Source organism: Streptomyces sp. NPDC031225 (assembly GCF_055570355.1).
Genome location: NZ_JBVIHJ010000021.1, coordinates 45,706 through 58,685, shown reverse-complemented (window position 1 = coordinate 58,685; position 12,980 = coordinate 45,706). Strand labels below are relative to the sequence as shown.

Annotated in this window: 8 protein-coding genes, 1 tRNA gene and 3 pseudogenes; 6 read left to right on the top strand and 6 right to left on the bottom strand. The window is 69.1% G+C overall.

What is annotated here, in order from left to right:
• Positions 1-393: an SCO5389 family protein gene (locus tag ACZ48Z_RS31170; RefSeq protein WP_468739220.1), complete on the top strand. Its 393-nt coding sequence runs from the start codon at positions 1-3 to the stop codon at positions 391-393.
• Positions 394-646: 253 nt separating this feature from the next.
• On the opposite strand, the gene fusA is transcribed toward ACZ48Z_RS31170, so the two are convergent.
• From fusA to ACZ48Z_RS31155, 3 genes are all read right to left on the bottom strand, one after another.
• Positions 647-2,695: an elongation factor G gene (fusA, locus tag ACZ48Z_RS31165; RefSeq protein WP_468739219.1), complete on the bottom strand. Its 2,049-nt coding sequence runs from the start codon at positions 2,693-2,695 to the stop codon at positions 647-649.
• 525 nt (positions 2,696-3,220) lie between these two features.
• On the bottom strand, positions 3,221-4,324 hold the full coding sequence (locus ACZ48Z_RS31160) for a serine hydrolase domain-containing protein (RefSeq protein WP_468739218.1): 1,104 nt from the start codon (positions 4,322-4,324) through the stop codon (positions 3,221-3,223).
• 581 nt (positions 4,325-4,905) lie between these two features.
• A tRNA-Leu gene (locus tag ACZ48Z_RS31155) sits at positions 4,906-4,990 on the bottom strand.
• Positions 4,991-5,149: 159 nt separating this feature from the next.
• Here ACZ48Z_RS31155 and ACZ48Z_RS31150 point away from each other — a divergent pair.
• Positions 5,150-5,575 carry a PAS domain S-box protein gene (locus ACZ48Z_RS31150; RefSeq protein WP_468739217.1) on the top strand — a complete coding sequence of 142 codons (426 nt, stop codon included), beginning with the start codon at positions 5,150-5,152 and terminating at the stop codon, positions 5,573-5,575.
• A 67-nt stretch (positions 5,576-5,642) separates the two neighbouring features.
• Here ACZ48Z_RS31150 and frc read toward each other — a convergent pair whose 3' ends face one another.
• Positions 5,643-6,800 carry a formyl-CoA transferase gene (frc, locus tag ACZ48Z_RS31145; RefSeq protein WP_468739216.1) on the bottom strand — a complete coding sequence of 386 codons (1,158 nt, stop codon included), beginning with the start codon at positions 6,798-6,800 and terminating at the stop codon, positions 5,643-5,645.
• Positions 6,801-6,802: 2 nt separating this feature from the next.
• Between frc and ACZ48Z_RS31140 the strand changes: the two are divergent.
• Positions 6,803-7,180 (top strand): annotated as a pseudogene (locus ACZ48Z_RS31140) (MFS transporter); the annotation flags it as partial.
• A gap of 1 nt (position 7,181) precedes the next feature.
• A pseudogene (locus ACZ48Z_RS31135) lies at positions 7,182-8,596 on the top strand (OFA family MFS transporter).
• Positions 8,597-8,948: 352 nt separating this feature from the next.
• Here the strand turns inward: ACZ48Z_RS31135 and ACZ48Z_RS31130 are convergent.
• Positions 8,949-9,623 (bottom strand): GntR family transcriptional regulator, encoded by a 675-nt coding sequence (locus tag ACZ48Z_RS31130; RefSeq protein WP_468739321.1) that lies wholly within the window; start codon positions 9,621-9,623, stop codon positions 8,949-8,951.
• 211 nt (positions 9,624-9,834) lie between these two features.
• On the opposite strand from ACZ48Z_RS31130, the gene ACZ48Z_RS31125 reads away from it, so the two are divergent.
• The gene (locus ACZ48Z_RS31125; protein WP_468739215.1) at positions 9,835-10,806 is read left to right on the top strand and encodes a 2-dehydropantoate 2-reductase; all 972 of its coding nucleotides are present in this window, start codon (positions 9,835-9,837) and stop codon (positions 10,804-10,806) included.
• 371 nt (positions 10,807-11,177) lie between these two features.
• Positions 11,178-11,612, top strand: a pseudogene (locus ACZ48Z_RS31120) (molybdopterin dinucleotide binding domain-containing protein); the annotation flags it as partial.
• 290 nt (positions 11,613-11,902) lie between these two features.
• Here the strand turns inward: ACZ48Z_RS31120 and ACZ48Z_RS31115 are convergent.
• A complete protein-coding gene (locus ACZ48Z_RS31115; RefSeq protein ID WP_468739214.1) occupies positions 11,903-12,943 on the bottom strand; it encodes a sugar phosphate isomerase/epimerase family protein in 1,041 nt (346 codons plus the stop codon).
• Positions 12,944-12,980 lie beyond the last annotated feature (37 nt).

Sequence of the window (12,980 nt, the reverse complement as noted above, 5' to 3'; positions counted from 1 at the left end):
ATGTCTCTCGACGTCTCCCCGAAGCTCCTCGCCGAAGCCGAGCAGGGCACCATCCGCGAGGAGGACTTCGTGGAAACGGTCCGCACGTCCCTCCCCTGCGCCTACGACCTGATCGCCGGCCTCGCCACCCAACTCAAGGGCGGCATCGCCGAGTTCACCGACAACCAGACCCCTCCCCCGTCGGAGAAGGAGCGCGGCCAGCTGCTGCGCGCCCTCGCCGGCGACGCGATCCGAGGCAGTCTGGAACGCCACTTCGGCGTGGCCCTGGCCTTCCAGAACTGCCACCGGGTGGCGGCGTTCCGCCCGGAATCGGTGACCGGCGAGACGTACGCCCGCTTCACGTCGCTGCGCTCGCAGGTGCTGAACCAGTCGCCGGAGTTCAGGGACTGCTGACCCGGACGACAGTCGCGGGGGCGCCTGCCCGGTTCACCGCCGTGACAGTGTTCCGAACGTCGGTGGGGCACCGCACTGGTTCTCGCTGTGCCCCACCGGCACGACGTCGTGCACGGAAGGAGTGGACCGCGGTGCCTGACGGTCTCGCATGGATCGCCGACGCCTGCACGCTCCGCGAGTGGCAGCGGGGCCGCAGGGCGCAAGTACGGCCGCCCTACGACCCCTGTCGGTCACGGGACTTCCGCCCCGGACCTCACCGTGCCGCCGCCTCCGCCGGAGCCGGCGCGTAGCCCGTCGGACGGGCCGTGAAGGTGCCGCGGCCCTGGGTCCGGCTACGCAGCCTCGTCGCGTAGCCGAAGAGTTCGGACAGCGGCACGGTTGCCGTCACGACCGCCGTGGCACCCCGCGTGACCGAGCCGGAGACCCGGCCCCGGCGCGCGGCGAGGTCACCGAGGACACCGCCGACGGCGTCCTCGGGCACGGTGACCGTGACCTCGACGACCGGTTCCAGAAGGACCATCGCGCAGGCGCGCAGGGCCTCCCGGAGGCCGAACCGGCCCGCCGTGCGGAAGGCCGTGTCCGAGGAGTCCTTCACATGGGTCGCCCCGTCGGTGAGGGTGACGCGCAGCCCGGTCACCGGGTGCCCGCCGAGCGGCCCTTCGGACAGCGCATCCCGGCAGCCTGCCTCGACCGCCCGGACGTACTCCTGAGGAACGCGCCCGCCGGTCACCGCCGAACGGAACTCGAAGCCCTCCTCGGCCGGTGCCACATCGAGCACGACATGCGCGAACTGCCCCGCCCCACCGTCCTGTTTGACATGCCGGTAGACCAGACCGGACACCCCGCGCCCGACCGTCTCGCGATAACTCACCCTTGGACGGCCGACATTGAGCGCAATCCCCTGCTCGCGCCGAACCTTCTCCACCGCGACCTCCAGGTGCAGCTCACCCATACCCGACAGCAGGGTCTGACCGGTCTCGGCGTCGGTGCGGACGACGAGGGACGGGTCCTCCTCGGCCAGCCGGGCCAGCGCCGAGGCCAACCGGTCGGTGTCGACGGACCGTTGGACCTCGACCGCCACGGACACGACCGGTTCCGCCACGCTCGGCGGTTCGAGCACGAACGGGGCGTCCGGCGCGCACAGCGTCGAACCCGCGCGGGCCGCCTTCAGCCCCACCACGGCGACGATGTCACCGGCGACCGCCCGCTCCAACTGGGCGTGCCGGTCGGCCTGTACGCGCAGAATGCGGCCGATCCGCTCGGTACGCCCTGCGCCCGCGTTCCACACGGTGTCTCCCTTCTCGATCGTTCCCGCATACACGCGTACATAGGTCAGCCGGCCCGTCGGGGTGGCGTTCACCTTGAACGCCAGCCCCGCGAAGGGCGCCGAGGGGTCGGCGTGCCGTTCCTGCTCCTCGCCGTCGTGCATGCCGCGTACGGCGGGCACGTCGAGCGGCGACGGCAGATAGGCCACCGCGGCGTCGAGGAGCGGTTCGATCCCGCGGTTGCGGTAGGCCGAACCGCACAGGACGACCACGCCGTCGCCGCTGTGGGTGAGGTCCCGCAGGGCGGCGGTGAGGGTGTCGGCGGAGAGCGTCTCCCGGTCGCAGAACTCCTCCAGCGCGGCCGGGTGGCGTTCGGCGACGGCCTCCTCCAGGGCCCGGCGTCGCCGTAGGGCCTTCTCGCGCAGACCGTCCGGCACGGGCCCTTCCGCAGCCGACTCGCCGGCGTCGGTCCAGGTCAGCGCCCGCATCCGGATGAGGTCGACGACGCCGGTGAAGCCGTCTTCGCTGCCGATGGGCAACTGCACGACCAGCGGGGCCGGATGGAGCCGCTGCCGGATCGACTCGACGGCCGTGTCCAGGTCGGCGCCGGCGCGGTCCAGCTTGTTGACGAACGCGATCCTCGGCACACCGTGCCGGTCGGTCTGCCGCCACACCGACTCGCTCTGCGGCTCCACGCCCGCGACCGCGTCGAACACCGCGATCGCCCCGTCGAGCACCCGGAGCGAGCGCTCCACCTCGTCGGCGAAGTCGACGTGCCCGGGGGTGTCGATCAGGTTGATGCGGTGTCCGTCCCACACACAGCTCACGGCCGCCGCGAAGATGGTGATCCCGCGGTCCCGCTCCTGCGGGTCGAAGTCGGTGACGGTGGTGCCGTCGTGGACCTCGCCGCGCTTGTGCGTGGTTCCGGTGGCGAACAGGATCCGCTCGGTGACAGTGGTCTTGCCGGCGTCGACGTGGGCGAGGATGCCGAGGTTGCGGACGACGGCGAGCAGGTCGGTGTTGATGGTGGTGCGCACGGCCCAGGGCCTTTCGGGTGATGTGATGACAGGGCGGCGCGATGGCCCGTACGACGGCATGACGGCTCGTCAAGATGACTTGCTAAGACAGGAGTTGAGAGGTCAGACAGTCGTCACGGGCGTCCGGTGCCGGCCGCGCAGCGGGCACCGGAGGGCCGAGGACACGAGGATCACGTCGTACGACGTCCGGGGAACGGCGACAGCGCTGCGCACGCACACGGCCGTACTCCCCTCACTCGTCGTTCCTCGTCATGGGCTGCGTGGTGAGTGTAGGGAAAGGGGCAGGGGGGGGGGGGGGGGGGTTTCTCCCCCCCCCCCCCCCCCTTTCGTGGGTTTCCTGTCTCAAACCCCGCAAGTCCTCTCAGGGGGAAACGACGAGGTCCCACCCCCGCTTGTTTTTGCCCGGGTCCCGCCCCTCTCTCTTTTGTTTCTTTGCGTGGTGGGGGGGGGGGGGGGGGGGGGAGGGGGGGGGGGGGGGGGCCGTTTTCTTCCCCCCCCCCCCCCCCTGCCTGTGGCGGGTTCGTCCTATCGCAGGCCCTGAAGGCCGTCGTAGGCGGACATGACGAGGTCCAACCCGCGTGTGTCGTCGCCGGGTTCACGCATCTGGTTGGTCACGTACGCCACCACCATGCGGGCCTCGGGCTCGATCATGACGAGGGAACCGCCCCAGCCGCCCCAGCCGAACGTGGTGCCGAAGAGGCCGAAGCCCAGTCCGTACCGCTGTGTCATGCCGATCACGCGGTCCTCGCCGCTGAACTGCTCCTCCCTCGCCCGCTCGGCGCCCGCCGCCGACAGCAGCCGTACGCCACGGACCGTCCCCACGCACGCAAGCGCGGACTGGACGAGCGCGACGGAACGGGCGTTGCCGAATCCGCTGGCGGCCGGGATCTGCGCGCGCCGCCAGGCCACGCTGTTGCCGTCCCTGACGCGGATCGCGGTGCCTTCGCTCGGCGGAGCCTCGGCGGCGGCCGCGCCCGCGGTGTAGTCCTCGTCCCGGGAGGGCGGCGGGACGGTGCGGGCGACGCGGTGGTCGTGTTCGGCGGAGAGTCCGATGTGGAAGTCGGCGCCGAGGGGCCCGGTCACCTCGTGGGCCAGGAACTCGCCGACGCTGCGGCCGGTGATCCGCCGCAGGACCTCACCGACCAGGAAGCCCTGGGTGAGCGAGTGGTAGCCGGCCGCGGTGCCCGGCTCCCAGAGCGGCACCTCGGCGGCGAGCCGTGCGGTGGCGGCCTGCCAGTCGTAGATCTCCTCGACCGGTCCGGTCCAGTGGGGCAGACCGGCCGTGTGCGAGAGCAGGTGCCGTACCAGCACCTTGTCCTTGCCTTCGGCGGCGAACTCCGGCCAGTACCGGGCTACCGGGGCGTCCAGGTCGAGATCGCCGCGGTCGGCGAGGATCAGCGCGCACAGCGCCGTCATCGTCTTGGTCGTGGAGAAGACGTTCGTGATCGTGTCCCGCTCCCACACTGCGGACCGGTCCGCGTCGGCGAAGCCGCCCCAGACGTCCACCACCGGTTCGCCGTCCACGAAGACGGCCACGGCACCGCCCACGTCCCCGGCGTCCAGCAAGGCAGCCAGCGTGTTGGGCACCGAGGAGAACAGATCGTCGTACGAGCCCTGAATGTCGGCCATGCCGGGTATTCAGCCCCCGGCGGACGGGCCGCGTCAATCGAATTACGGCGTACCGGGGAAAAGAGCACGGTGCATACCGTCTCCCGTACGGCGGGCGGCCTTTGAGTGGAGGACAACGCCGCGGCAGCTCACTGCGCCACCCGGGCGGGACGCTGTTCCGGCGGGGCAGGCGCAATGATCGTGGGAGCCGCTCCGGGCGGCGCCGGAGCCTCCGCTCCGAGCACCTGGCAGCGTGAGAGGCCGTGCCAGGACCACAGAGCGGCCGTCCACGCGCAGAGCAGCGCGTCGACGAGGTCTTCGCGATGCTTGTAGAGGGCGTCCCGTTCGGGCGAGGGTCGATCTTTCGGCGGCCGCCTCGGTCATCCATGCGATGGTTTCCTCGACACCCCGGGTCCAGCCGCAGTCGAGCACCGTGCCGGTCCCGTCGATGACCGCGACACCCGTCTCGTTGGGCCCGCCCCGTCTGCCGGTCCGCGCCCAGGCCAGGTCGATGCCGATGAATCGCCGCATTCCCATGCACCGGTGGTACCAGAGGAGTTCCGAAACGCAGAAGACCCCTGCTCAGCAGGGGTCTTCGCCAGTGTCCGAGGGGGGACTTGAACCCCCACGCCCGATAAAGGGCACTAGCACCTCAAGCTAGCGCGTCTGCCATTCCGCCACCCGGACAAGGTGTCTGCCGCCTGGCCGGAGGTGTTCCCCGCGGCGACACGGACAACAATACCAAGCTTTGGGAGCCCCCTTCACCTGCATATCCGTCCCGCAAGAGGGGCCTGAAGACTGTATTCTGTATACTGTCGTCTCCGATGGCTCCGGCTCGGAGGCGACATGGAAGATCTGGATTCCGCGGTGGTGCTGGGCATGGCAATCCAGGCGCCCGACGGTGTGGTGATCATCGACAGCGAGGGGCTGATCCGCTACTGGAACCGGGGTGCGGAACGCATCTTCGGGTTCCCGGCTGCCGAGGTGGCGGGTCGAAGTCTGGACGTCATCATTCCCGAGAGGCACCGCAAGCGGCACCAGGACGGCTTCGAGGCCGCCGTGGAGCGGGGGTACAGCAAGTACGGGGACGCGGACCTGCTGAACGTTCCGGCGCTGACCGCGGACGGCCGCACACTGTCCATCGAGTTCAGCGTGGTACTGCTGTCGGGCCCCGACGGCAGCAGCTACTGCGGCGCGGTCGTCCGGGACGTCACAGCGCACCGTGAGCGGGAGCGTGAGCTGATGCGGCGCCGGTCCGAGGCCTCGGCCTGAGTTCCACCGGACAGCGTGGAAGCGGCCGTCGCCTTCGGGCCACGGCCGCTTCCACACCGGCTCCACGTCAGACGATGACCCCGCTCTCCTTCAGCCGGCCGATGGTCTCCTCGTCGTAGCCGAGTTCGACCAGGACCTCGGAGCTGTGCTCGCCCAGCAGGGGCGCCCCCACGATGTCCGGCTGGAAGGACGAGAACTTCACCGGGCTGCCCACGGTGAGATAGGTGCCGCGGCCCTTCTGCTCGACCTCGACGACCGTGCCGCTCTTGCGCAGGTCCTCGTCGTAGGCGAGTTCCTTCATGCTCATCACCGGGGCGCAGGGCACCTCCCACTCACGCAGGATGTTCACCGCCTCGTACTTGGTCTTGTCCGCGAGCCACTTCTCGATCTCCTCGAAGATCTCGAAGATGTGCGACTGACGGGCGCGCGCGGTGGCGTACTCCGGGTGCTCGGCCCACTCGGGGCGGCCGATCACCTCGGCGGTGCGCTTCCAGTTCTGCTCCTGGACGGTGAAGTAGATGTACGCGTTCGGGTCGGTCTCACAGCCCTTGCACTTGAGCACCCAGCCGGGCTGCCCGCCGCCGCCCGCGTTGCCGCCGCGCGGGACGACGTCGGTGAACTCGCCGTTCGGGTACTGCGGGTACTCCTCCAGGTAGCCGACCCGCTCCAGGCGCTGCTGGTCGCGCAGCTTGACCCGGCAGAGGTTGAGCACGGCGTCCTGCATGGACACGGAGACCTTCTGGCCCCGGCCCGTCCTGCCCCGGTCGATGATCGCGGTGAGGATGCCGATCGCCAGGTGCATCCCGGTGTTGGTGTCGCCGAGGGCACCGCCGGAGATGGTTGGCGGGCCGTCCCAGAACCCGGTGGTGGAGGCGGCGCCGCCCGCGCGCTGGGCAACGTTCTCGTAGACCTTGAGGTCGTTCCAGGAGGACTGGTCGTTGAAGCCCTTGACCGAGCCGAAGATCAGTCGCGGGTTGAGCTCCTGGATGCGCTCCCAGGTCAGACCCATGCGGTCCAGGGCGCCCGGGGCGAAGTTCTCCACCAGCACGTCGGCGTCGGTGATGAGCGTCTCCAGGACCTCCAGGACCTCCAGGCCCTCGGCGGTCTTGGTGTTGATGGCGAGGGACCGCTTGTTGCTGTTGAGCATCGTGAAGTAGAGCGCGTCGAGGTCTTCGATGTCCCGCAGCTGCTTGCGGGTGACGTCGCCGCCGTTGGGGCGCTCCACCTTCAGGACGTCTCGGTGTCCTGATCTCGGGCCGGATGGGCATCATGCCGTTCTTCCTCTTCTGCTCGATGGTCTCCGGCTTCGGCGGTGGCGCGATCTTCCCGCTGTTCGCCGCGATGACGGCCGACTACTTCGGTGAGAACAACAACGCCTCCAACTACGGCATGGTCTACAGCTCGAAGCTCATCTCGGGCCTGGTGGGCTCCGGCGTCGGCTCGATCGTGGTCGGCGTGTGGGACTACGAAGGCGCGTTCGTCCTGGCCGGATGCATCGGCCTGGGCTCCGCGGTGCTGGCGACGTTCCTGAAGGCGCCGGGCAGGCCCAAGACCAGTCGCAGGACCGTCCCCAACCCGCAACCGCTCGGCGAGGAAATGGCCTGACATGACGGCAGATCCGTACGCAGCACACAGCGAGACCGACAAGACCGCACACCCCACCGCCGCGCACCGTCCCTACCGAGAAGTGACCGACGCGGGCGGCCGCGTCTACCGGGTCGGCGAGACCGACCGGGACATCCTCGGCCACTCCCGCAAGCTCATGGTGTATCTGCCCTGGCTCACCATGATGGCCATCAGCGTCTTCGAGTTTGCGTACGGCTCGGCCGAGGACACCCTGTCCCACGCCCACGGCTGGACGCAGAGCAACACCTTCTGGATCCTCAGCGTCTGGGTCTTCTTCCAGGCCGGCATCGCCTTCCCGGCGGGCTGGAAGACGGAGAAAGGCATTCTGACGGCTCGTCAGGCCATGTACATCGGCTCGGGCATGTGCATGGTCGGGTTCCTCGCACTGTCCCACCTCGACGACGTCCTGCTGGCGATCCTGGGATTCGGCGTCGTCGGAGGCATCGGCGCCGGGCTGGTCTACGCGACCTGCATCAACATGGTCGGCAAATGGTTCCCCGAACGCCGGGGAGGAGGACCGGGTTCGTCAACGGCGGCTTCGCGTACGGATCACTGCCGTTCATCTTCATCTTCAACTACGGCTTCGACACGGCCAATTACCACCGGGTCCTGGACCTCATCGGCTGCTACATCCTGATCGTGGTCGTCGGGTGCGCGTTCTTCTTCAAGGATCCGCCCAAGAACTGGTGGCCCGCGGACATCGACCCGCTCACCTACGGCGGCAACGGGAAGGGAGCCGTCGCGCTCGCCAAGAACCCCCCGGCGGTACGGCAGTTCACGCCGAAGGAGGCCATCAGGACCGGCATGGTTCCCCTCATGTGGGTCGCCCTCGTCATGACCGCGGGAGTCTCGATCTTCGGCATCTCCTTCCAGGTCGACTACGCGAAGGAGGTGGGGTTCGGCCCGCTGGTGGCGGCCTCCTCCATGGACGTCATGGCGGTCATCAACGGCGTCGGCCGCGGGGTGGTGGGCTGGCTGTCCGACAAGTGGGGCCGCAAGTCCACGCTGGTGTTCGTGATCGTCGTGCTGGGTCTCGCCCAGTTCGGTGTGATCTGGGCGGGCGACATCAAGAGCCAGTCGCTGTTCCTGGTGTTCGCGTTCCTCTCCGGGTTCGGCGGCGGCGCGTTCTACCCGTTGTTCGCGGCGCTGACCCCGGACTACTTCGGGGAGAACTTCAACGCCTCCAACTACGGTCTGGTGTACAGCGGCAAGCTGATCAGCGGTCTGTTCGGCGGCGGCCTCGGCTCCCTGGTCGTCGCGGCCTGGGGCTACGACGGGGCGTACGCCCTGGCCGGCGTCACCTCCATGCTCGCGGCGGCGATCACCCTCCTGCTACGGCAGCCGGGGCGGACGCGGGGCGGCACCCCTGCGTCGCAGCCACAAGCGGCGGCCTGAGTACGGCAGTCCGGACATCAGGCGGCCCTCCCCCACGACGTCTCGTTCGGGGAAGGACCGCCTGATCCGGCTGCCTGCACGAGGGAACGGTGCGTCCGAGGCGGCTGCCTGCGGTAGGGGGCCGGGGTGTCTGCGCCGGCCGCCCGCGCAGGAAGCGAGGGCACGTAGCCGGTAGCCGGCGCAACGAGGGCGAGACGCCTGAGCTGATTACGCCCGCGGAGGCGCAGGGCGTTGGAGCCGTTTGTCTGCGGATGCGGCTGCCCGCTGAAGGAAAGGAGCACTGAACCGTGCGGCTGGGCTGCGGCTATTCGCGGAAGAGACGGAGCCGCTGAAAACCGATCTGTCCCGTCGGCTACTTCTCCCGGTCGTGGTACATCTTCCGCGTGTGTTCCGTGTGCTCCCGCATGAGGTCGGTGGCGCGTTGTTCGTCGCGGTCGGCGATGGCAGCGATCAGCTCACGATGCTCGATCCAGGACTGCCGACCACGCTGACGAGCGATCGGCGTGTAATACCACCGCACCCGACGATCCACCTGCGCCGCCAACTCGGCAAGAACCGCATTGCCCGCCAACTCCATCACCTTCGCATGCAACCGGGCATTCAAAGCAACCGCACCATCCACATCATCCGCGGCAACCGCCTCCTCACCCCGCGCACACAACTCCTCCAGAGCGGCAATGCCCGCACTGCCCGCGTTCGAGGCGGCCAACCGAGCCGCCTCCGCCTCCAACAACGTCCGCACAGTGAGGAGTTGATCGGCCTCCTCGTCCGTCGGCTCATGCACGAACGCCCCCTGCGCAGGCCGCAGATCCACCCACCCCTCCGAGTTCAACCGCTGCAACGCCTCCCGCACCGGCTGCCGCGACACCCCCAGATGCCCAGCCAACTCACTCTCCACCAAATGCTGACCCGGCAACAGCGCCCGCGTAGTGATCAGCTCCAACAACGCCCCATACACACGATCACGCAACGGACCAGGACGCTCAAGCCTGGGCACCGCCCCGTACGGCAGTCCTGTCGTCGGCAACATCGCGGTCCCTCCTGAACAGCGTCGCCGCTGCATCTGAGCCGATTATGAATTGGCTTTCGCCTACAGTCTACGGCGCACAACCGCCGGGAGCGCGGGCCGTACCGTGGCGTATCGGCAGCTCACCGGCTTAGTGACGTCACGACCCTTGCTGAGCAGTCGACAAAGTCGGCAGTTCCTCGGTCACCCTCACCGAACGGAGCTCCCACCCATGAAAGTCGCAATCCTCGGCGCCGGTGCCATCGGCGCCTACGTCGGCGCAGCGCTCCATCACGGCGGTGCCGACGTCCACCTCATCGCCCGCGGGCCCCACCTGGCAGCCATGCGCCGGCACGGAGTCCAAGTCCTCAGCTCCCGCGGCGACTTCACCGCCCACGTGCACGCCACCGACGACCCGGCCGAGATCGGCGCGGTCGACTACGTCTTCCTCGGGCTGAAGGCCAACTCGTACGCGGCGTGCGGGCCGCTCATCGAGCCCCTTCTCCACGACTCGACCGCGGTCATCGCGGCCCAGAACGGCATCCCTTGGTGGTACTTCCACCGGCACGGTGGCCCGTACGACGGCCACCGCATCGAGAGCGTCGACCCCGGCGGTGCGGTCAGTGCGGTGCTCGCGCCCTCCAGGGCCATCGGATGCGTCGTGTATGCGGCCACCGAGCTGGAAGCTCCCGGTGTCGTACGGCACCTGGAAGGCACCCGGTTCTCCATCGGTGAGCCGGACCGCAGTCTCTCCCAGCGGTGTCTCGCCTTCGGTGAGGCCATGCGGGCGGGTGGTCTCAAGGCCCCGGTCGAGGCGAACCTACGTGACGACATCTGGCTCAAACTGCTCGGGAACATCTCCTTCAACCCGATCAGCGCGCTGGCCCGCGCCACCATGCGGCAGATGTGTCTGCACGGCGGCACCCGCAAGGTCATCGAGACCATGATGGCCGAGACACTCGCCGTCGCCGAGGCCCTCGGCTGCACCGTCGGCGTCTCCATCGAACGGCGTCTCGCCGGCGCCGAACGGGTAGGTGATCACCGCACCTCCACCCTCCAGGACCTGGAGCGCGGCAAGCCACTCGAACTCGACGTCCTCCTCACGGCCGTCATCGAGCTGGCGGAGATCACCGGTGTGGACATCCCGACCCTGCGCACCGTCCATGCCCTCTCCGGCCTCCTCGCCCTCCGGTCCGCCGCATGACGGAACCGGGTACCCACGCCGTCGGTGCCGACGGTCGGCTCCGGCCGAACGCCGGCAGTCAGGTCCCGATGGCTCACGCGATCGGCCGGGAGATCATCCGGGCGGGCCTGATCGACCGGAGGTTCATCGAGCGTGCGACCTCCGGTTTCACGGAGTACGAAAGGCTCGTCGAGCCCTGGACGTTGTCGCTCGCGGCGAAGGTGACGGGCGTACCGGCCGCTGCCATGAGGGAGTTGGCGCACGCCTGCGCGCTGGGTGAACCGTCGCGGGCCTTCGATATGGCCGAGCAGTGCGCTGACGGCCGCCGCGCTCAGTTCAATCTGTCACTGCTCACCGGCCGCGATCACACCGATGGGGAGGAGCGCACATCCTTCCACCTCGTCGAGCACGCCCCTCCCGTCGACCTGACGGACGAGCGCTACCCGGTCCGGCTCACCGAGGGACGTCGCGGTGGCTCCTCCAACACACGGCTGCGGAAGGGACGTTCGGCGTCGTCGCTGCGGCGCACCGAGTGCATCGAGCTGAGCCCGGAGAACGCCGAGCGCTACGGCGTGGTGGTCGGCGAGGAGGTGCGGGTCGTGACCCGGCGAGGTTCGACGACGGCGCCGGTGTGGGTGGATCCGGTGCTGCGGCCCGGCTTGGCGTTCATGACGGTGCCTCCGCCGGTCGCAATGGACACCAACCGGCTTGCGGCCGACGCCGGTTGTCCGATCGCCGGGGCCACGGAGTTCGGCGCCGTAGCGATCAGGATCGAGAAGCGGCCCGGTGTGGCGTTGCGGAATGGAAGCCGGACATGGGACGAGTGACGGACGGCCCGTCGACAACCTCATCGGCTGCACACTCCGGAACGGGAGCCTCCTCCCTGGGACATCGCCCCGGCCGCAGAGGTCGGCCTGATCCTGGTCGGCCCGATCCTGGTCGGGCTCCTGCATACCAGGGCGGCCACTCCATGAACGTGTACGCGGGCGAGGACCGTATCGCCCTGTCGGCCGCCACGGCGGTCCGGGGCTGACGGTGCCCGCATACACGATGGCGGGGCCCCGACCGGCGGGGAGCGCCCCCTGCGCCCTCGGGGCCCTGCCTCAGTCCTGCACGGTCAGCACTTCTCCCGCAGCGAGTGCAGATACGCGCTGGAACGCCGTGCGAAGCTGAACGAGTCGGTGGGCTGGTCGTGCTCGGCCTGCCAGTGGTGGGCCAGGCGCTCCCCCCGTAGCCGGGTCACGGCGGAGATGAACTTGTGGTAGTCGATGTCGCCGTCGCCGACGTCGGTCATGCGGTAGCCGTAGGTGTTGGCCGGGTCGCTCACCCCGTCCTTGACGTGGAAGAGCGGGTAGCGGTGGGGCTGCTTGAGGACGTAGTTCAGGGGCTCGAAGGGGGCGGGGGTTCCGTCGGGCCGCTTGGAGAAACGGAACTGGCCCGAGTAGGCCCAGAAGATGTCCATCTCCAGGAACACCAGGTCGGGGTCGGTCTCCTTGAGCAGCACGTCGTAGAGACGGACCTTGGGGTTGTCGGTGGCGAAGGAGAACTCCTCGGAATGGTTGTGCTGGTAGAACTTCATGCCGCGTGCCCTCGCCGCCGCACCGTAGGTGTTGAACTCCTCGGCGGCGCGCTTCCACGCGTCGACGGTCGAGCCGTAGCGGAAGGGTCCTGAGGCGGTGCCGATGTGCTTGAGGCCGAGGGCCTGGGCGTCGTCGAGGACCTTGGTGAGGTTCTGGGCGAAGGTGTAGGCGTTCGGGTCGTCCGCGTAGTAGCCGACGTGGCTGCCGATCGGGTTCAGGCCGTGGTTCCGGGCCAGCCGTTTGAGCTGGGCGAGGGTGATCGGTCCGGCCGAGCCCTGGGTGTAGCCGGCGAACTCGACCTCGTCGTAACCGTACTTCTCCAGTTCGGCGAAGACGGGGGCGAATCCGAGGGTGGAGACCTTGTCACGGAGGCTGTAGAGCTGGATGCCGAGGCGGCCGGGGGGCAGGACGGGGCGGCCGCGGCCGGATGTCTTGTCGGCTGCCTCGGTGGCGGCGGTCGCCGGGACGGCGGCGGCACCCAGCAACGCGGCCGCGGTGGCACCGGCGGCCACGCCGAGCATGCCTCGTCTGGTCAGGCGGTGGGTGAGTTCGGGGTCGGGCTGGGACAAGCGGCTCATGTCTGAATCCTCAGGTCGGGGGCGTTGTCAGTGGCGG